The following is a 17,941-nucleotide window of genomic DNA, read 5'->3' as shown; positions in this document are numbered from 1 at the left end:
AACAACATGATCACTCGCAGGCGAACTCAGCTCGGCGCCATCAGCCCCGGATCGTTGATCTGGGTCGTCGTGGGCCTTGTGCTTGTCGCGGTTGGAGGCACGGTCTTCAAGGACACGGCTCCCCCGCTTCTTGAAGGGATCGACTTCAATCTGGGCAAGATGCTCACGCAAATGGGCGTGGTGCTGGTGTTGTTGCCGGTCATCAACATCTTCTTTGTCAAGCCGCTGAGCGAGGCGATCAACGAGCGCAACAGCGAGCTTGAGAAGACCTTCACCGAGGCCGAACAGCTCCGTTCCAAGATGGATGCGATGCGGTCCGAGTACGAGCAACGCCTGGCGTCCACGGAAGCGCGGGCCCGCGAACAGATCCAGACTCAGATCCGCGAGGCGCAGACCCTGCGCACCACGCTGATGGCCGAAGCGTCGGCCAAAGCCGACGAACTGGTCGAGAAGGCGCGCCAGGAGATCGAGCAAGAGAAGAACAAGGTGCTGAGCGAGGTTCGGCTGCACGTCACCCACCTCACGCTCGGAGCGACCGAACGCATCCTGGGCAAGAATGTGGACTCGGACACGAACCGCAAGCTCGTGCAGGAGTTCATCGACCAGGTCGAGGTGCCGAGCTAGGCATGGACAACCGCGTCGCGAAACGATACGCCCAGGCGCTCTTCAACACCGCGTTGAAGAACGACGTGGTGGCCGCCGTGGAGGACGATATGGCGGCCATCGCCGGCATGATCGCCAACGACGATCGGTTCCGCAACTTCTTACTCAGCCCCAACGTCGCCCGCGACGAGCGGGCGAAGATCGCCGAGAAGCTGTTCTCCGACCGGATCACCGCCCTCACGATGCAGGCCCTGCGCCTGATGATCGCCAAGCGCCGCGAACGCGAGGTGGAGGGCGTCTACGACGAGTTCTTGCGGCTGCGCCGCGAACACGAGCAGGCCCTGCGGGCCGTCTTCACCTCCTCCGTCGAGCTGAGCGACGCGGAGAAGAAAGCCCTCGTCGAGAAGTTCGCGAGCAAGTCGGGCAAGAAAGTCGAACCCGAATTCAAAGTCGATCCCTCAGTGCTCGGAGGCGTGAAAGTCGCCTTCGGCAACTACGTCCTCGACGGAACCGTGTCCGGCAGCCTCGCGCGGCTGCGCGACACGCTCCTCTACGATGTTTTGAAACAGAACTAACGCTCCCCACAAGAGAAACCCATGGCCATTCGACCCGAAGAGATCACATCGATACTGGAGCAGGAGCTTCAGAAGTTCGAGCGCAAGGTGGACGTCGAGCACGTCGGCACCGTGCTCCAGGTTGGCGACGGCATCGCCCGCATCTACGGTCTTCCCGACTGCCAGATGGGCGAACTCCTCGAGTTTCCCGGCGGCGTGATGGGCCTCGCGCTCAACCTCGAAGAGGACAGCATCGGCGCCGTGCTGATGGGCGACGACACGCTGATCAAAGAGGGCGATCCGGTCAAGGAGACCGGCCGCATCATCGAGCTTCCGGTCGGCAACGCCATCCTCGGCCGCGTCGTCAATGCCCTCGGCCAGCCCCTCGACGGTCTCGGCACCATCGCCTCCGAACAGTTCTCCCGCATCGAGGTGAACGCGCCGGGCGTCGTGGACCGCCAGCCCGTGAAGGAGCCCCTGCAGACCGGCATCAAGGCCATCGACGCGATGATCCCCATCGGCCGCGGCCAGCGCGAGCTGGTCATCGGCGACCGCCAGACCGGCAAGACCGCGATCTGCGTGGACACGATCCTCAACCAGAAGCACACCCACGAGCCGGGCGGCAGCCCCGTGTTCTGCATCTACGTCGCGATCGGCCAGAAGATGTCCAACGTGGCCCGCGTCGTGGAAACGCTGCGCGAGCATGGCGCCCTCGAATACACCACGGTCGTCGTCGCGAGCGCGTCCGACCCCAACGCGATGCAGTACCTCGCGCCGTTCGCCGGCGCGTCGATCGGCGAGTTCTTCCGCAACAACGGACAGCACGCCTTGGTCGTCTACGACGATCTTTCCAAGCACGCGCAGGCCTACCGCGCGCTGTCGCTCCTGCTCCGCCGCCCGCCGGGCCGCGAAGCGTATCCCGGCGACGTCTTCTACCTGCACAGCCGCCTGCTCGAGCGCGCGGCGAAGCTCTCCGATGAGAATGGCGGCGGCTCGCTGACCGCGCTTCCCATCATCGAAACGCAGGCCGGCGACGTGTCCGCCTACATTCCCACGAACGTGATTTCAATCACGGACGGGCAGATCTACCTCGAGCCCGACCTGTTCTTCGCCGGCGTCCGCCCCGCGATCAACGTCGGCATCTCGGTCAGCCGCGTGGGCGGCAACGCCCAGATCAAGGCGATGAAGTCCGTCGCGGGCCGGCTCAAGCTTGAGATGGCGCAGTTCCGCGAGGTCCAGGCGTTCAGCCAGTTCGCGAGCGACCTCGACAAGGCCACGCAGATGCAGCTCATCCGGGGCCAGCGACTCACCGAGCTGCTCAAGCAGGACCTCGCCACGCCCTACAACGTCGTCGATCAGGTCGTCATCATCTACGCGGGCACGTCCGGCGTCCTGGACGAGCTGAGTTCCGAGCAGGTCGCCCCGTTCGCCGCAGGACTCCTCGAGCACGTCAAGGAGCACTACCCCGACGCCATCGAGGGCATCCGCACCAGCAAGGAGTTCACCAAAGAGGCCGAAGAGTCGATCAAGAAGGCGAACGCCGAATACCTGGAGAAGTTCAAGGCGCAAGCCTAAGGAAGACACCGGCAAGGAATGGCGACGCTCAAGCAAATCCGTCAGCGCATCCGCACCGCGCGCAACATCCAGCAGATCACGCGTGCGATGAAGCTCGTGGCCGCCGCGCGCCTGCGCAAGGCGACGGATCGGGTGCTCGAGGCGCGGCCGTACAGCGAGAAGCTGCGCGAGCTGATGCTCTCGATGTCGAGCGCTGGCGAACTGCCGTCGCACCCCCTGATGGAGAAACGGCCCGTCGAGAAGTTCGGGCTGATCCTCATCACCGCCGAACGCGGCTTGGCCGGCTCCTACAACACAAACCTGATCCGCAGCGCGTGGGACTACCTCAAGGCCCAACCCGCCAAGGCCAAGCTGATCACGGTCGGCAAAAAGGGCATGGTGTTCCTCGGCAAGCGCGGCTACGAAGTCGCGCACAGCGTGACCGTTCCCAGCGCCGGAGCCCGCCTCGAGGATGCGATCGAAGTCTCCCGCAAGGCGCGCGAGATGTACGAGTCCGGCGAGGTGGACGCGGTGTTCATCTGCTACAGCAAGTTCTACTCGCCGATCCGGCAGGTGCCGCAAATCGTGCAGCTTCTGCCCATCGAAACGCCCCAATCGGAGGACGGCGAAACCCGCTCGGGCAACACGTCGTTCCTCTTCGAGCCTGGCCCCGCCCAACTGCTCGACACGCTGCTTCCCCGGTACTTCCTGGGGCTGATCTGGCAGGCGATGCTCGAGGCGACCGCCTCCGAACACGGCGCGCGCATGTCCGCGATGACCAGCGCGACCGACAACGCCGGCAAGATGATCAACACGCTGACGCTCAAGGCCAACCGCGAGCGGCAATCGATCATCACGACGCAGATCCTCGAAGTCGTCAGCGGCGCCGAAGCGTTGAAGAACTAATCGGCCCGATTGGGGTTAAGATGGGCTATGGAGCCCCGCCGCAGCCGGAAGGCGTTCTACGTCTTCGTCACCTTGTTGCCGCTCTTCGTTATCGCCGGCGCGTACCTGGTGTTGCGCAAGACCATGCCGCACGCCTTTGCCGACACCTCGAACTACGAGATTCTCTTTCCGAGGCCGGCGAACTGGGTGGCCGTGCCCCACGCGCCCTTCACCCAGTTCCTCTTCGAACATAAGGAGACCCGGTCCCAAATCCGGGGCGCGAGCAACCGGATCGTTTCGGACATCAATCCCACGCCGGACCTGAACGAGGACGGCCTGGCCAAGTACTACATGGCGACCACCGCAGAGAACCAGCCCGATTGGAAGGCCGAGCGGTTGCCGGACATGCAGTCGAAGGAGCTGCGCTTCTCGGCCATTCGCCGCACGCGCGGGGACAAGATCGTGGTCACGGCCTTCACCGTGCGCGGCAACACCACCGTGATGGTCAGCCTCGCCGTGAGCGAGCCCTACCTCGACCGCTATGACGAACTGCTGGGCGAGTTCAAAAAGTTCCTAGGGGACGTGCGGTTGGTGCCGAACCCGAACGAATCGTAGGAGGTATTGGGCACCACGCACCACGATAAACGACCAACGATCAACGATCAACGATCGCCTGGTCCAGTTCGGCATCGCTCATCGCCTCGAAGGACGCCACGGCCTTGGCGTCGACCTCCTGGTGCAGCGCGCGCATTTCGCGCCGAGCACGGCCCTCGAGGTAGCGGATCTTCTCATCCCGAGTCTCACACACCAACCTCGGAACCGGAGTGGGTTTGCCGTCCTTGAGCGCCACCATCGTGACCCTCGCCGTGTTGGTGTGGCGGCGCACCCCTTCGAACACACGCTCGGCGAACACCTCGATCGTGACCTCGACACTCGTGCGCCCCACGTAGCTCACCGTTCCCACGCACGTGACCAGCTCGCCCACCTCGATGGGCTCGATGAAATCCACCCGGTCGAAACTCGCGGTGACGCAGATCGTGCCGGCAAAACGCGACGCCGTGGCGTAGGCGACCAGGTCGAGGATCGAGAGGATGGAACCGCCGAAGACCTTGCCGAGGAAGTTCGCGTGGTTCGGCGTCATCACCTCGGACGTCTCGACCCGGGTCGAGGAGGCGGTCTTGCCGTTCATGCGCTCATGACGATGCGGCTGAACTCTTTGGGATCCAGGCTCGCGCCGCCGACCAGTCCGCCGTCGATCTCGGGCTGCGCGAAGATCTCTTCGCAGTTGGACGCCTTCACGCTTCCCCCGTACAGGACTCGAATCTCCTCCACCACCTCGGGATTCAGCAGCTCGGCCAGCGTGGTCCGGATGAACTTCGCCACGCGGTTGGCCTCTTCGGCGTCGCACACCTCGCCGGTGCCGATTGCCCAAACGGGCTCGTAAGCCACCACGAAGAAGTAGAGCTCCGCGGGCTCGACGCCGCGAATGGCCCCTTCAAGCTGCTTGCGGATCACGGCCTCGGTCTGGCCGGCCGTACGCTCGGCGAGCGTCTCGCCCACGCAGAGTATCGGGTTGATCGACTGGTACAGCAACGCCTGGATCTTGAGGTTCACCGAAGCGTCCGACTCCGAGAAGTAACCGTCCATGCCCGGCTCGATCTCGGACTTCCCAAAGCGGCCGCGCGTCTCGCTGTGCCCCACGATGCAGAACGCCGCCCCGCTGTCGTAGAGCATCGCCGCGCTGACTTGGCCCGTGTAGGCCCCGGACTGCTTCCAGAACACGTCCTGGGCACCCAGCTTCACATGCGTGTCCCGCACGAGTTCGCGCACCTTGCAAAGGGACACGAACGAGGGGCAGATCACCACGTCCACGTTGCTCTTCGCATCGACGTGTCGGATGAAGGATTTCACCACGGCGGTCGCTTCCGCACCGGTGAAGTTCATCTTCCAGTTGCCAACGACCAGCTTCGTGCGCATTTATGGACCTCTACGTATCGTCGGTTCGACCTCGATGGCGACATTTCCTCGCACCGCGTTGGTGATGATGCAGTAGGCGTCGGCTTTGTGCGCCATCTCCTCGGTGAGCGCCACCTGCTCGTCTGTGGCATCCGCCGAGAGAACGATCGTGGGTCGGATTGTGACCGAACGGTACTTGAACTGCGGGCCGTTCTGCTCGACCTCGCCGGTGGCTTCCGTGCGGAACGACGCCACGGGAAGCTTCCGATTCTCCGCGATGATGCCGAAGGTGATCGCGTAGCAGGCGCAGATCGCGCAGGCGAGCATCTCTTCGGGGTTCGTCCCGTTTCCTGCTCCCTGAAACTCGGGCGGCACGGCCAACGGCAGCGGCGAGGAGATGCGCTCGGCACCTACCGTGCCGCAACCCATTCTTCCGCCCGACCACTCCACCTTCACCGCATACTCGTGCACCGTCGCCATGGCCGTTATTCTACCGGGGCCGCGAACGGGAACTACTCCTCGGCCAAGCCGTGGATCGTGCGGTACACGTGGGCGAGAATCTCGGCGACGGCTTGGAAGAGCTCCGGTGGCACGAAGTCGCCGGCCTCGCACTGCCGGAACAACGCCCGAGCCAGGGGAGGCTCGGGAATCACCGGTACCCGGTGCTCCGCGGCCACCTCCCGAATCTTCAGAGCGATGTAGTCCGCACCCTTGGCGACGACCATAGGGGCGTGCATCTTCCCCGCCTCGTACTTGAGCGCGACCGAGTAGTGCGTCGGGTTCGTCACGATGACGTCGGCGTTGCGAACCGCGTCCATCATTCTTCCCTTGGAGAGACGCCTTCGGCGCAGGGCCTGGGCCTGCTTCAGTTCCGGGGAGGTCTCGCTCTCCTTCATCTCGCGCCGAACCTCGTCCTTGGTCATCATCAACTGCTTTTGCGTGCGCTTGCGTTGGTAGAAATAATCGAGCGCCGCGAGAATCAGCCACGCGATCGCGACTTTGAGGAAGATGGCGTGCAGCAGGCCCCCGATCGCCGCCATCGCTCCCCCCGTGGTCGTCCAGGAGAGGTTGACCAGCTCGTTCCAGTGCGCCTGCACGGTCGTCCAAGCCAACAGACCGAAAAGGAAGCTCTTCGCGGCCGCTTTGAGGCCCTCGACCGTCGCCGCCATGGAGAACAGCCGCTTGAACCCCTGCATCGGGTTCAACTTGTCGAGGCGGGGCGAGAGCGACTCGGTGGAGAGCACGAACCCGACCTGGGCGAAGTTGGCGGCGAGTCCGGCGACCATCGCGGTGAATACGATCGGGAGCAGACCCATCAAGGGCGGTTCGAGAGAGCGCCACGCGAAGGCGGTCAGGGTCGGGTGGTCCATCGTCGCCGGAAGCGTCGCCATGGCGATGGCAAACCCGCGCATGAAGCCCAACCCCAGGTTCCCCATGGCCGCGGGCATCACGAACATCAACAGCACGAGGACGATCGCCCCGGACAGGTCTGCGGAACGGGCGACCGTGCCCTTGCGGCGCGCTTCTTGACGCCGCCTGGGTGTGGCTTCTTCGGTCCTTTCCTGGGCGCTGGCCTGCTCCGCCATGGCCTACCTCCGCACCTGGAACGTGGCGTAGATCGATTCGGCCGCGGAATCGACGCCCGTCTGCACCGCCGAGGCGAGGGCGGGAAGCGTCAGGCTCATCGCGACGAGTCCCATCAGGATCTTCGCCGGGAGACCGACCAGGAACGCCTGCATCTGCGGAACGGCCTTGTTGACGACGCCCAGCGAGGCGTCGACCACCATGCCCACCGCCATCACGGGCGCCGCGATCTGGAGCGCCACCAAGCTCATGCGACCGATCGCGAGCAGCAGGTGGTCCTGCAGGATTTGGAGGCCCTGCGTGCCCGCCGACGGCAGGGCCTTGTAGCTGTCGGCGAACGCCTGGAGCATCACGTGGTGGCCGTTCACAGCAAGGAACACCACGACCGCCAGCATGAACTTGTATTGCGAAAGCACCGTCGCGGAGACTCCCGACACCGGGTTCAGGGTCTGGCTCATGCCCAACCCCGCCTGAAGGTCAAGAAGGGCGCCCGCCATCAACGCCGCCTGAAGCACGAGTTGGAGGAACATGCCGATCACGACCCCCGCGAACGCCTCGTGCGTCACCGCGGCGGCCAGGAGGTACAAGTCGCCGGGCGGCTCGATGCCGTTGGGCTTGAGCGCGAGCGTCATCGCCCCCGAAATGGAGAGGGTCGTGAGAATGCGCACCGGAAGCGGGGTGTTCTGCGCCCCGAACACGGGCGACGTGACCAGCATCGCCGAACAGCGCACGAAGACGAGCAGGAATGCGAACAGCATCGGCTCGTCGAACCGCATCCGCTACCTCCCCGCCCGCGCCACGTGCTCGAACGCGATCATCAGGAAGGAGACCAGCGTGTTGAGCATCCAACTGCCCATGAGCGCCCCCACGAGCGCAACCCCGAACATCTTCGGTACAAACGTGAGCGTCGCCTCTTGGACCTGGGTGATGGCTTGAAACACGCTCACCATGACCCCGAGAAACAGAGCGACCGCCAACACGGGCAGCGAGACCATCAGCGCGGTCACGATGCCTTGCCGGGCGAATTCGAGAACGGCGGACTCGTCCATCTTATCGGTACCCCGCCAGGATGGCGCTCACCAACGTGCTCCACCCGTCGGCCAGAACGAACACCAAGACCTTGGCCGGCAGCGAGACGACCGTGGGCGGCAGCATCATCATGCCCATGGACATCAGGCCGCTGGCGACGATGAGGTCGATGATCAGGAACGGAACGAAGAGATAGAAGCCGATGAGAAAGGCCGTCTTGAGTTCGCTGATCACAAAGGCGGGAATCAGCGACACCAGCGAGACGTCGTTCCGGGTCTTGGGGCTCTGTTTCGAGAGCCGAAGGAACAGTCCCAAGTCCTTCTCGTAGGTGTTCTTGAGCATGAACTCCCGCACCGGACCCTGCGCCCGCTCGATGGCGGTGTTCATCGGGATCTCCTTGGCCAGGTACGGCTGGAGGGCTTGCGTGTTCACCTGGTCGTAGGTGGGCGCCATGACGAAGAACGTGAGGAAGAGGCTCAAGCCGATCACGACCTGGTTCGGCGGGATCGTGGGGGTGCCGATCGCGCTTCGCAGGAATCCGAAAATGATGACGATGCGGGTGAAAGCCGTCGTGAGGATCAGGATCGCGGGAGCGAGGCTGAGCACCGTCAGCATCGCCAGGATCTGAAGCGACGCACTCACGTCGCCGTCCTTTCCAGGCGCGCCGGCACCCATGTTGATCGAGACCTGGGGCGTCGGGAGCCCGCTCTGCGCCCAAGCCGCGCAGGCGCCCAGCACCAGCAAAATCACCAGGGTCGTTCGCGCAAGGAAGAGGGCACGCATAGGTCGATCGGGGTCAGCCGGCAAGGCGGTCGAGGCGGCTCAGGGCCTCGGCGATCGCCGAGGGGTCGGGTTCGGGGGTCGGTTCGTCGACGGCGATCGCGGCCCGGGAAGGGGTCCGTTGGGCGCGCTCCAAAAGGTCGCCGAACGCAGGGGCCTCGGGCCGCGTCTCGGCGGGCGTCAAGTCGGCCAGACACGAGACGCCGGCCTGGCTCGAAGCGAGCAACAGGTCGCGGCCGCGGACGGAAACCACGTAGAGGTTGCCGCCGGCAAACGCCGCGGACTCCTCGATCTTGATCGGGCTTCCCACGCCCGGCGCCAGCCGTTTGTTGAACGAAGAGGCGAATCGGGGCAGAGCCCACTTCACGACCGCGAGCACGATGCCCAAGGCGATGAGCATCTGCACCAACGCCATGAGGCCGAGACCACCGCCCGAGGATGCCGCGGCGGACGTGAGCGGGTCCGGTTTTGTGCCGAGGTCTTGCGCCCCTGCGGACGTCGCCAACACCATCAGTGCGGCGAACGAATGAGTTCGCATCTAGGCGACCTCTCCGAGGGCGCCGAGTCGCTCGTTGGGGTTGATGACCTCGGTGATTCGGACGCCGAAGTTGTCCTCGATCACGACCACTTCCCCACGCGCGACTTTCAGGCCGTTGACGAGGACGTCCACCGGCTCGCCCGCCGCTTTGTCGATCTCGACGATCGAGCCCGTGCCCAGCTCCAAGACATCTTTGACCAGCATTTTCACACGCCCCAACTCGACGGTGATTTCAAGCGGGATGTCGCGCACGAGCTCCATGCCCGCCGTTTCCTCGTGGATGAACGGAACCGCGGGGCCGGCGGGCGCCTCCGCAACTTGAGAAAACGGACTCTCGGGAATCTCGGGGCTGTACTCCACCGCCAAGGCGTGGGCCACGGAGTCGAAGTCCATCAGCCAGATCGCCGTGCCGTTGAGGTCTTCGCCCGACATCGCGATCTGCGTTCGGGCGATCTCTTCGCCGCGCTGCATGTTTTGCGGAAAGGCGAAGTTCTGGAACCGGAACGTGAGGCCCGTCGCGACGACGGGTTCGCCCAGATTCTCTCCGATCGACAGGCAGAGGCCCTGAACGAGCGCCTCGAGCGCCGGACGGACGTCCGCCACGAGGTTCTCGTCCGCGCTCTCGACCAGCTCCTGCTTGACCAGCGACGCGAAGGCCACGAAAGTCTCCTGCGTGAGCAGGACGACCTGTTGGCTTTCGGGGATCCCGCCGAACGCGAACTGCACGGCGAGCACCGGCGCGTTAAACTCGGCGATCAACTCCTGCGGGTTCGCCTGCATGCACAGGGGGCTGGCGAACTGGATCTCTTGGCCCGCCGCTTCGGAGACGGTCTTGGAGACCGTCTGCCAGATGCCCTCCTGCAGGGGGGCAAGTTGGTTGATCAATTCACTGGGTTGAACGGACATGGAAGGGGTACTCCTACTCCTCGATCGGATGCGAAACAGCGAACACGACGTTTTTGCCTTGGAGGGCCGGCTTGCCGTGAAATTTGGGGACGTTGCCGATGAGCAGCCGCAGCTCGCGCTCCGTCCGCTGGTCGAGCCGAACCACATCGCCCGGCTTGAGATTCACGAACTCGTTCATCGTGATCTTGGCGTTGCCCAGGTGGACCGAACACTCGACGCGGGCGCCCTGCAACTTGTGGGTGAGCACCGCCCGCGCGCCTTTTCCGCTCTTGCGGTTGTTCGTCGCGAACCACTTCTGCCCACTGAGCTTCGTGGTGATCGGTTTGAGCACCACGTACGGAACGCAGAGGCTCATGGCGCCCCGCTGGCTTCCAACCTTCACCTCGAGCAGCACCGTGACGACGATGTCGCTTGGCGGCGCGATCTGCACGAACTGGGCGCTCGTCTCCATCCCCTCGATCCCGGGATTCACCATGACGACGCCCTCCCAAGACGTCTTCAGCGCGCCGAACAGGCGCTCGAGAATCTGGCGGACCAGGGGGCGCTCGATGTCGGTCAGCACGTTGCGGGGAATGCCCTTGCCGGGTCCGCCCAACATCCGGTCGATCATCGAGAAGATCAAACTGAATTCGCACTCCAGGACCGCTTGGCCGGAGAGCGGGGGCAGCGAGAGAATGGTGAAGACGCTCTGGTTGATGCTGCGCAGATACTCTTCGTAGGGAACCTGCTCCAGGGAGATCAGGTCCACGGCGACCGGCGTGCGCAGGTAGGCGGAGAGCGAGGAGCCGGCGAGGCGCGCGAACGTCTCGTGCAGCATCTGAAGCGTGCGCAACTGGTCCTTGCTGAACTTGTCCGGTCTTCGGAAATCGTAGATCTCGTAGGCGATGGTCTGCTTCGGCTTGTTCGACCGGGGCCGTGCAACCGGCGCCGAACCTTCGAAGTCGGCGGATTCCGACGCCGCAGGCTCGCCGTCCTCCGTGTTCAAGGAGTTCAGCAGCGCTTCGATTTCAGCTTGGGAAAGGATTTCAGACACGCTCGGCAACCTCGGTCCCAAGCCGCCCCTTTCGGAGAGGCGCTTCTCGGGCCATCAGTATGGGTATCGGCTCCAAGCGCGCTTTCTTTAGCTCCGCGAGTCGAAAAACCTCACAACCCGCGCGAGGGTTGACAAGGGGGCCCAAGGCCCAAGGACCAACAACGAAGAACGACGAAGGGCCCGCACCTTGCGGTACGAGCCCTCTCCATCCCTCTCCAGTGGTCTTTACTGCGTGGCGAAGCTGGTGAAGTAGAGCTTGAGCACAGGCCCCGTCTGCGAGTCCCAATCGGGGTGCAGATCTTTGGGCGGCTCCTCGTCATGCTTCGCTTCTTTTCCGGCCTTGGGGTCCTTCTTGTCCGAGGTCTGCTTCTCGCCGTCCTTTGCCGCCGGCTCCTCCTCCGCGGCCTCCTCGGGATGCGCGGCCTTCTCGGCAGCCTCGAGCACCTTGTTGATGGCCTCAGCGAGATCGCGCTTGAGCTTAGCCTTCCCGTCCAGCGTTCGGATCTCGGTCGAGCTTCGAGCCCCGAGCAACGTCACGATCGCATCTTCCACGGCCGGCAGGGATTTGTCCAGCTCTTCCTTCTTGAAGCCCTCCTTGAAATGCAACGCGATCTCGGTGCGAAGGTAGACGTTGCCCTCCTTCAGGTTCACCAAGAACTCCTTGAGAGGCTCGATCGCGCCGAGCTTGAGCGGGGGCGGCTCGTGCTTGCCCCCCTTGGCCTTCATCATGAAGAAGCCGCCACCGGCCAAGACGGCCACGAGGGCGATGACGATGGGGAGCTTCCCACCCTTCTTCTTCTTGACTTCTTCTGTTGCTTCCTTGGGTTCGTCCGACATCCTTGTTCGTGCTCCAGCGGGGCAGCGGTCCCCACGGAGGTTGTTCCGCATTTGTCGCAGGATTTCACATGGTGCCCTTCGGGTGAATTCCGGTCGACGACCATCCGCTGGAGTGTGGGAAGGTTGCATTCTGCCCCTTCCATGCGCCATACCTGAGCCTGCATGCAACCGATCGAAGCACTCGAGGAGGAAGCGCGAAGCGAAATCGCCAACGCCCAGGCCACCGCGTCGTTGCGCGAGCTGGAGATTCGCTACCTGGGAAAGAGCGGGCTGGTCACGGGCCTGCTGCGCCAGATCGGGACCCTTCCCGCGGAAGAGAAGCCCCTCTTCGGACAGAAAGTGAACGAGCTGAAGGCGCGCCTCCAGGCGGAAATCGAGGCCCGTCAGGAGCAGCTCAAGGGCGGCGAGCAAGCGTCTCGGTTCGAGGCGGAGCGCCTCGACGTGACGATGCCCGCGCGGCCACTTCGCGTCGGGATCGAACACGTGCTCCAGCAAGCGACCAACCGCATCCGCGACGTGCTGGTCGGGCTGGGTTTCCGCTACGCCGAATCACCCGAGCTCGAACTCACCAAGTACAACTTCGACGCGCTGAACTACCCGCCCGACCACCCCGCCATGGACGAGCAGGACACGTTCTACATCGACGCCACGCACGTGCTGCGCACCCAGTGCACTGCGCTCCAGGGCCGCATCTTCGAGAAGGTCAAGCCGCCCTTGCGCGTCTTCACCGTCGGGCGGTGCTTCCGCAACGAGGCGGTGGACCGGACGCATGGCCACACGTTCCACCAAGTCGACGCGTTTATGATCGACGAGGGCGTGTCGATGGCCCACCTCAAGGGCACCCTTGGGCAGTTCGCGCGCGCCATGTTCGGCGACGACGTGAAGGTGCGGTTCCGGCCCGACTTCTTCCCCTTCGTGGAACCGGGAGTGGATTACGCGATCTCCTGCCCCTTCTGCAAGGGCGGCGGGTGCCCGGTGTGCAAGGCCTCCGGCTGGATCGAACTGGGCGGCGCGGGCCTCATCCACCCGAACATCCTCGAGTCGTACGCCATCGACACGGAGAAGTACAGCGGGTTCGCGTTCGGCCTCGGGGTCGAGCGCATCCCCATGCTCGCCCGCGGTATCGACGATTTGCGCTACTTCATGGAGAACGATCTGCGGTTCCTCGAACAGTTCCGAGCTTAGGCGCCGTTGATCGTTTATCGTTGGTCGTTTGTCGTGTTTGTGGGATGGCGACGGTTCTTAGCGCTTCGCCTTGATCGTTCCACCACGTGATCTGGCCGCCCTCCTTCTCGCTGTAGGCGCCGGCGGCTCCGGTGACGAGTCGGCCCTCCTCCGTGACGATCGCGGCGCGCACGTGGCGGCCCTCGTGCCCTAACCAGCGATGGAGCACGCGCCCGGCCACCGTGTCCACGATCGCGATGCGGCCCTCGAGGCCGGCGAGGGCCAGGCGCCGCGAATCAGGGAACCACACCCCCGCGCGGGCGTCGAGATCTCCCAGATCGACGGTGATCTCCTGCTGGTCGGGCTCCAACGGGACAAAGAGAATCCGGTGCGCCTCCCCGCTGCCCCCGACCACGGCGAGGGTCCGACCGTCGGGCGAGAAGCGGAGAAGCTGCACGGGTTCGGGGAGCGGCAGGCGAGGCTCCCGCTCCGCCCACCGGTCCGAGGTCGCCGTTGGAACCGGCGCCCAGATCTGAATCCCGAGGTCCTCCTGGACAAACGCCACGAACGTGTCCATAGGCGCGGCGTCCCAGGCGCTCATCGGGTAGGCCGCGTTTGGCACCATCTGGAAGCTCGGAGTCCCAGTAGCAGGGTCGAACGCCGCCAGCGAACCCGAATCCCGATGCTCTCCGAAAATGAACCGGCCGTCCCCGGAGAACCTCGCCCTCGAGCTGGCTTCGGCCGACTCCACCGTCGTGCGGATGCCGAAGGGCACCCCTGTCTTCCACGTGTCGGTGTCCCACGTTGGATTGGCGCCCGACTCCGGGTTTTCGTTGCCGGCGACCAGCGTCTTGGCGTCCGAAGAAAGGGACAGTTCGGTGAGCATCGCCCCGTCGGGCCCCGCCTGGGCGCCGGTTCGGACCACTCCCGAATCCACCGTGAGGATCGACAGGCGGTTCGTCCGGTGGGAGATCGCCAACGTCTTCCCACCCTCGCACAGAGCCAAGCCCCACACGTCCCGGCCCACGGGCAGCGGACCGACCTGGGCGACCTGCACCAGACACCACAGCGCGGCAATCGTCATCGCGGCCTCCATTGTGGTGCACGCGAGGGTTTGGTAGACTCGTCGCGCGATGAAGTTCCCCGTCTCGATGCTGCGCGACTTTGTCGAGACCTCTCTCTCGGCAACCGAACTGGGCGACTTGCTGACGATGGCGGGTTTCGAACTCGAGGGCATCGACGAGGTCGAGGGCGAGCCCGTCCTCGACATCCGCGTCGTCTCCAATCGCGGCGACGGACTCTCGGTCCAGGGACTTGCCCGCGAGGTGTTGGCCAAGGACGCTTCGGCCACACCCACGGATCTCTATGCAAGAGCCGGCAACCGTTACCCGCGCCCCGATGCGGGCGGCGCGGAAGCCCAAGGCATGGCCCAGGTCTCCATCGAAACCGCCGCGTGCACCCGCTATGCGTGCCGGCTCTTCAGGAACGGACGCAACGGCGAGGCGCCCGCCTGGATCCGCGACCGGCTTCGCCGCGCGGGCCAGCGCCCCATCAGCCTCCTCGTCGACCTCACCAACTACGTGATGCTCGAACTCGGCCAGCCGGTCCACGCCTTCGACTTCGACACGCTGCGCGGCGGGCGCATCGTCGTCCGCGAAGCCCGGGCGGGCGAAACCCTCACGACCCTGAACGGCGAGGAGCACGAGCTTCGACCGGGCCAGATGATGATCTGCGACGCGGAACGCCCCGTGGCCGCCGCGGGCATCATGGGCGGCCTCGAGACCGAGGTTTCGGACCGGACCAAGACCGTGCTGCTCGAATCCGCCCACTTCGAGTGCACGAGCGTCCGGCGGACGCGAAAGCAGCTCGGCCTCTCCACCGAGGCTTCCTACCGGTTCGAGCGCAGCGTCGATCCCGAGGGGGTTCCCGCAGCCCTCAACCGGTTCGCGGAGCTTCTCGAAGGGGCCGACGCGGGTTGGGAGATCGTTCCCGGGATCGTCGAGGTGTTCCCCGCCCCGCCCCCGTCCCGCACGCTCGATCTCCGGATGTCCCGCGTCGAGCGACTGCTGGGAATGCCCGTCGGAGCGCGCGTGGCGAAACAGGCGCTCGAGGCCCTCGGGTTCGCGATCGAGGGCGATGGCGAACCCTTCGCCGTGCGCGTGCCGAGCTGGCGGTTCGACGTGGTGCGCGAAGACGATCTGGTCGAGGAGGTCGGCCGCGTCTACGGCTACGACAAGATTCCCGAGCAGCCCCTTCAGGGAACGACCGTGCAGGGGGGCGTCTTCGGGTTCGAGCGCTATGTGGACCGCGTGCGCGCGGCGCTGCTCCGGTGCGGATTCACGCAGACCATCCACCACTCCCTCGGCGCCAAACACCCCCTCGACTATCCCGGCAGCGAGCGGTTCGGCCCGCGCAATCCCCACTCGCCCGAGGCGGCTCTGCTGCGCAATTCCTTGCTCCCAGGACTCGCCGAGACCGCGGCGCGCAACGGAGGCCGCGACCTCCACCTGTTCGAGATCGGCGCGACCTTTGGCAACTTCCTGCCCGACGCGGCCTACGCGCACGACGCCACCGAGCTGGCGTTTCTCTCGACGGGCGCCCTGCAACCCGCTCACTGGAAAGGGCAACCTTCGGCCGAAGCCGACTTCTTCAGCGCGAAGGCCGTGCTCGAAGAGGTGTTTCGTATCGGCGACGGCGTGGATGGGTTCGGCCCGCGACGCGCGGTGGCCTCCGCGAGCGCAGATCCGCGCCTGCACCCCACGCAGCAGGCCGTCTTCCGCGTGGACGACGTCAAAGTCGCGCTGGTCGGCCGCATCCATCCAGACCTTGCAGAGGCGGCAGGCTTGCCCGACGCGACGGTCGTCGCGGAGGTCGACCTGTACACACTCTGGGCGCATCCCGGCGCCTCGTCGAAGTTCCACGCGATCAGCCGCAACCCCGCGGTGCGGCGCGACCTTTCGATCTTGATCCCGAAGGCCACGCCCTACGCGCGCTTGGAAGCGGCGATCCGCGAGGCATGCGGCGAGCCTCTCGAGCGCGTTTGGCTGTTCGACCAGTACACGGGCAAGGGCATCCCCGACGACGCGCACAGTCTCTCGATCGCCCTCCAACTGCGAAAGGCCGGCGAGAACTTCACGGACGAGGAAGCGAACCAGGTGCGGGATCGGGCCGTGAAGGCGCTTGAAGCGTTGGGCGCGACGCTGCGCTGATCCACGCATTCGCGGCGGCCCCGACGACGGATGCCACAAACAACGTGCGAAGCGCCATCGGCCAGTAGTGGTAGTGGTCGAACGCCTTCATCCACGCCATCGGCAGAAACGCCAGGCTGGAGAGAGCCCAACCCGTGAGCGCAAGCCGCCATCGACGCCTCAAGGCCAACACGATCGCCACCGTGGAGGCGACCGAGACCAAGACCGCCCAGAACCCGGCCGAAAGCAGCAGATACACGCCTTGCTCCATCAGGCCGATCGAGGTCCACACGACCCCGGCGGCGGGCAGCAGGTAGTCCAGCAGGGAGAGTCCCACTCCGGGCCCGGTTCGAAACTGCTGCTGTTGGTAACCCGAAGGATCCGAGGGAACGACGGACGCGCGCAACAGCAGGTAGCCCACCAGGGCCGCCCAGAACAGCAGGTGCCATCCCCACCGCACCCGGCGCCCCTCCAGGCGGAAGGAGACGGCGATGCCAAGCAGCGCGGCAGGCACCATGACCGCCTGCTCGTAGCTGCCCAGCGCCAGGGCCAAGGCCGCAAGCGACACGCCGATCCACGCGACGTTCCAGCGGCTGGCAGCGACCGCCGCCACGCTGCTCTTGGTCGCCGGGGGATCGAGGGGACCGGGAGCCGGGCGCGCCGCCGCCGTCCCACATCGTTCGTAGCGCGCGTACGCGGCCATCGAAACCAGCGCGAAGAGCCCCATCACGGACGCTGTGCGGCCGGGGATCCAGTCCAGCATCCGGAAGTGCAGGGGGGCGATGGGAATCCACTCCGCTCCCGCGAACACCCAGGCCCCGGCGGCCACCCCAGCGGCCGCCAACCGGCGCCCGGGCAGCACGGCCAGCGCCAGCGCCGAGGCGGCGACGACCCAAGCCACCTGTTCGAGACCCTGGCCGAACCCCACCAGCCATGAGGCGAATAGAACCGCTCCCAAACCGGCCATCCAGGGGCTGTCGGCCATCTCCCGAAGAAGCCAGAACAGGGCCAAGATGCCGCCGATCGCCAAGAGGGCGTTGGTGGCTCCGAAGGCGCCGGCGCCCCCGCCGCGGGCCAGGTCCCACTCGAACGTGAGCGTGGACACGGGCCGGTAGAAGTGGTTTTCGAGGGGCCAGTCGGTGCGAAACCAACTCCAAGGATCCGCGCGCTCCTGCAGGGCGCGCAGCATCACGGCGGTGTCCGAGTCCTGTAGAAGCCCGGGGCTCGACGCGCGAGCCGTCCAGACAGGCACGCAGGCGCACAGCGCCACCAACAGTGCCCACTTCCAACGCCCCACCCCGCGATTATGCTTCCCAAGACGAGCCCGTGG

At 65.3% G+C, this 17,941-nt stretch carries 20 protein-coding genes; 7 read left to right on the top strand and 13 right to left on the bottom strand.

Features of this window, described 5'->3' with window-relative positions; genetic code table 11:
- The first annotated feature begins 6 nt into the window (after positions 1 to 6).
- From atpF to M9921_14140, 5 genes are read left to right on the top strand one after another with little or no spacing between them, the layout of a single operon-like run.
- The gene (gene atpF, locus M9921_14160; protein MCO5297989.1) at positions 7 to 624 is read left to right on the top strand and encodes a F0F1 ATP synthase subunit B; all 618 of its coding nucleotides are present in this window, start codon (positions 7 to 9) and stop codon (positions 622 to 624) included.
- A gap of 2 nt (positions 625 to 626) precedes the next feature.
- Positions 627 to 1,178 carry an ATP synthase F1 subunit delta gene (gene atpH, locus M9921_14155; GenBank protein ID MCO5297988.1) on the top strand — a complete coding sequence of 184 codons (552 nt, stop codon included), beginning with the start codon at positions 627 to 629 and terminating at the stop codon, positions 1,176 to 1,178.
- A gap of 21 nt (positions 1,179 to 1,199) precedes the next feature.
- Positions 1,200 to 2,732 (top strand): F0F1 ATP synthase subunit alpha, encoded by a 1,533-nt coding sequence (gene atpA / locus M9921_14150; protein MCO5297987.1) that lies wholly within the window; start codon positions 1,200 to 1,202, stop codon positions 2,730 to 2,732.
- Positions 2,733 to 2,750: 18 nt separating this feature from the next.
- Positions 2,751 to 3,617 carry an ATP synthase F1 subunit gamma gene (atpG, locus tag M9921_14145; protein MCO5297986.1) on the top strand — a complete coding sequence of 289 codons (867 nt, stop codon included), beginning with the start codon at positions 2,751 to 2,753 and terminating at the stop codon, positions 3,615 to 3,617.
- Between the two features lie 27 nt (positions 3,618 to 3,644).
- Positions 3,645 to 4,211 (top strand): hypothetical protein, encoded by a 567-nt coding sequence (locus M9921_14140; protein ID MCO5297985.1) that lies wholly within the window; start codon positions 3,645 to 3,647, stop codon positions 4,209 to 4,211.
- Between the two features lie 40 nt (positions 4,212 to 4,251).
- On the opposite strand, the gene M9921_14135 is transcribed toward M9921_14140, so the two are convergent.
- The 11 genes from M9921_14135 to M9921_14085 all read right to left on the bottom strand — a co-directional run bounded on the left by M9921_14135 (position 4,252) and on the right by M9921_14085 (position 12,259).
- Positions 4,252 to 4,785: an acyl-CoA thioesterase gene (locus tag M9921_14135; protein MCO5297984.1), complete on the bottom strand. Its 534-nt coding sequence runs from the start codon at positions 4,783 to 4,785 to the stop codon at positions 4,252 to 4,254.
- Positions 4,782 to 5,573, bottom strand: a complete 792-nt coding sequence (gene tpiA / locus M9921_14130) for a triose-phosphate isomerase (GenBank protein ID MCO5297983.1) — start codon at positions 5,571 to 5,573, stop codon at positions 4,782 to 4,784. The genes M9921_14135 and tpiA overlap by 4 nt, the downstream gene beginning before the upstream one ends.
- A complete protein-coding gene (locus M9921_14125; protein ID MCO5297982.1) occupies positions 5,574 to 6,032 on the bottom strand; it encodes an OsmC family protein in 459 nt (152 codons plus the stop codon).
- A 32-nt stretch (positions 6,033 to 6,064) separates the two neighbouring features.
- Positions 6,065 to 7,138 (bottom strand): flagellar biosynthesis protein FlhB, encoded by a 1,074-nt coding sequence (gene flhB / locus M9921_14120; GenBank protein MCO5297981.1) that lies wholly within the window; start codon positions 7,136 to 7,138, stop codon positions 6,065 to 6,067.
- Positions 7,139 to 7,141: 3 nt separating this feature from the next.
- The gene (gene fliR / locus M9921_14115; protein MCO5297980.1) at positions 7,142 to 7,912 is read right to left on the bottom strand and encodes a flagellar biosynthetic protein FliR; all 771 of its coding nucleotides are present in this window, start codon (positions 7,910 to 7,912) and stop codon (positions 7,142 to 7,144) included.
- 3 nt (positions 7,913 to 7,915) lie between these two features.
- Positions 7,916 to 8,185, bottom strand: a complete 270-nt coding sequence (locus tag M9921_14110) for a flagellar biosynthetic protein FliQ (GenBank protein MCO5297979.1) — start codon at positions 8,183 to 8,185, stop codon at positions 7,916 to 7,918.
- Position 8,186: 1 nt separating this feature from the next.
- Entirely contained in the window at positions 8,187 to 8,948 is a 762-nt protein-coding gene (gene fliP / locus M9921_14105) for a flagellar type III secretion system pore protein FliP (GenBank protein MCO5297978.1), read from the bottom strand.
- 13 nt (positions 8,949 to 8,961) lie between these two features.
- Entirely contained in the window at positions 8,962 to 9,483 is a 522-nt protein-coding gene (locus M9921_14100; GenBank protein ID MCO5297977.1) for a flagellar biosynthetic protein FliO, read from the bottom strand.
- Positions 9,484 to 10,389, bottom strand: coding sequence for a flagellar motor switch protein FliN (gene fliN / locus M9921_14095; GenBank protein MCO5297976.1), 906 nt, complete (start codon positions 10,387 to 10,389; stop codon positions 9,484 to 9,486). It lies immediately after the preceding gene.
- A 13-nt stretch (positions 10,390 to 10,402) separates the two neighbouring features.
- Positions 10,403 to 11,422 (bottom strand): flagellar motor switch protein FliM, encoded by a 1,020-nt coding sequence (gene fliM / locus M9921_14090; protein ID MCO5297975.1) that lies wholly within the window; start codon positions 11,420 to 11,422, stop codon positions 10,403 to 10,405.
- Between the two features lie 225 nt (positions 11,423 to 11,647).
- Positions 11,648 to 12,259, bottom strand: a complete 612-nt coding sequence (locus M9921_14085; protein MCO5297974.1) for a flagellar basal body-associated FliL family protein — start codon at positions 12,257 to 12,259, stop codon at positions 11,648 to 11,650.
- Positions 12,260 to 12,421: 162 nt separating this feature from the next.
- On the opposite strand from M9921_14085, the gene pheS reads away from it, so the two are divergent.
- A complete protein-coding gene (pheS, locus tag M9921_14080; protein MCO5297973.1) occupies positions 12,422 to 13,444 on the top strand; it encodes a phenylalanine--tRNA ligase subunit alpha in 1,023 nt (340 codons plus the stop codon).
- On the opposite strand, the gene M9921_14075 is transcribed toward pheS, so the two are convergent.
- Positions 13,401 to 14,507: a hypothetical protein gene (locus M9921_14075; protein MCO5297972.1), complete on the bottom strand. Its 1,107-nt coding sequence runs from the start codon at positions 14,505 to 14,507 to the stop codon at positions 13,401 to 13,403. The two genes, pheS and M9921_14075, sit on opposite strands and share 44 nt — an antisense overlap.
- A gap of 49 nt (positions 14,508 to 14,556) precedes the next feature.
- Here M9921_14075 and pheT point away from each other — a divergent pair, with 49 nt between their 5' ends.
- Positions 14,557 to 16,632 carry a phenylalanine--tRNA ligase subunit beta gene (pheT, locus tag M9921_14070; GenBank protein ID MCO5297971.1) on the top strand — a complete coding sequence of 692 codons (2,076 nt, stop codon included), beginning with the start codon at positions 14,557 to 14,559 and terminating at the stop codon, positions 16,630 to 16,632.
- Here pheT and M9921_14065 read toward each other — a convergent pair.
- Positions 16,556 to 17,908: a hypothetical protein gene (locus M9921_14065; GenBank protein ID MCO5297970.1), complete on the bottom strand. Its 1,353-nt coding sequence runs from the start codon at positions 17,906 to 17,908 to the stop codon at positions 16,556 to 16,558. The genes pheT and M9921_14065 overlap by 77 nt on opposite strands.
- Between the last annotated feature and the right edge of the window lie 33 nt (positions 17,909 to 17,941).

The sequence above is a fragment of the Fimbriimonadaceae bacterium genome (genome assembly GCA_023957775.1).
Taxonomy (GTDB): Bacteria; Armatimonadota; Fimbriimonadia; order Fimbriimonadales; family Fimbriimonadaceae; genus JAMLGR01.
The sequence above is the reverse complement of the archived record's forward strand: the minus strand, read 5'-3'. Positions and strand labels throughout refer to the sequence as shown.

Excerpts from the sequence above, each read along its gene's own strand:
- M9921_14085 (MCO5297974.1), bottom strand. The coding sequence starts at position 12,259 with ATGTCGGACGAACCCAAGGAAGCAACAGAAGAAGTCAAGAAGAAGAAG.
- atpH (MCO5297988.1), top strand. The coding sequence starts at position 627 with ATGGACAACCGCGTCGCGAAACGATACGCCCAGGCGCTCTTCAACACC.
- M9921_14135 (MCO5297984.1), bottom strand. The coding sequence starts at position 4,785 with ATGAACGGCAAGACCGCCTCCTCGACCCGGGTCGAGACGTCCGAGGTG.
- M9921_14125 (MCO5297982.1), bottom strand. The coding sequence starts at position 6,032 with ATGGCGACGGTGCACGAGTATGCGGTGAAGGTGGAGTGGTCGGGCGGA.
- M9921_14110 (MCO5297979.1), bottom strand. The coding sequence starts at position 8,185 with ATGGACGAGTCCGCCGTTCTCGAATTCGCCCGGCAAGGCATCGTGACC.
- atpF (MCO5297989.1), top strand. The coding sequence starts at position 7 with ATGATCACTCGCAGGCGAACTCAGCTCGGCGCCATCAGCCCCGGATCG.
- fliR (MCO5297980.1), bottom strand. The coding sequence starts at position 7,912 with ATGCGGTTCGACGAGCCGATGCTGTTCGCATTCCTGCTCGTCTTCGTG.
- M9921_14140 (MCO5297985.1), top strand. The coding sequence starts at position 3,645 with ATGGAGCCCCGCCGCAGCCGGAAGGCGTTCTACGTCTTCGTCACCTTG.
- atpA (MCO5297987.1), top strand. The coding sequence starts at position 1,200 with ATGGCCATTCGACCCGAAGAGATCACATCGATACTGGAGCAGGAGCTT.
- M9921_14100 (MCO5297977.1), bottom strand. The coding sequence starts at position 9,483 with ATGCGAACTCATTCGTTCGCCGCACTGATGGTGTTGGCGACGTCCGCA.
- M9921_14075 (MCO5297972.1), bottom strand. The coding sequence starts at position 14,507 with ATGACGATTGCCGCGCTGTGGTGTCTGGTGCAGGTCGCCCAGGTCGGT.
- fliP (MCO5297978.1), bottom strand. The coding sequence starts at position 8,948 with ATGCGTGCCCTCTTCCTTGCGCGAACGACCCTGGTGATTTTGCTGGTG.
- flhB (MCO5297981.1), bottom strand. The coding sequence starts at position 7,138 with ATGGCGGAGCAGGCCAGCGCCCAGGAAAGGACCGAAGAAGCCACACCC.
- atpG (MCO5297986.1), top strand. The coding sequence starts at position 2,751 with ATGGCGACGCTCAAGCAAATCCGTCAGCGCATCCGCACCGCGCGCAAC.
- tpiA (MCO5297983.1), bottom strand. The coding sequence starts at position 5,573 with ATGCGCACGAAGCTGGTCGTTGGCAACTGGAAGATGAACTTCACCGGT.
- pheS (MCO5297973.1), top strand. The coding sequence starts at position 12,422 with ATGCAACCGATCGAAGCACTCGAGGAGGAAGCGCGAAGCGAAATCGCC.
- fliN (MCO5297976.1), bottom strand. The coding sequence starts at position 10,389 with ATGTCCGTTCAACCCAGTGAATTGATCAACCAACTTGCCCCCCTGCAG.
- pheT (MCO5297971.1), top strand. The coding sequence starts at position 14,557 with ATGAAGTTCCCCGTCTCGATGCTGCGCGACTTTGTCGAGACCTCTCTC.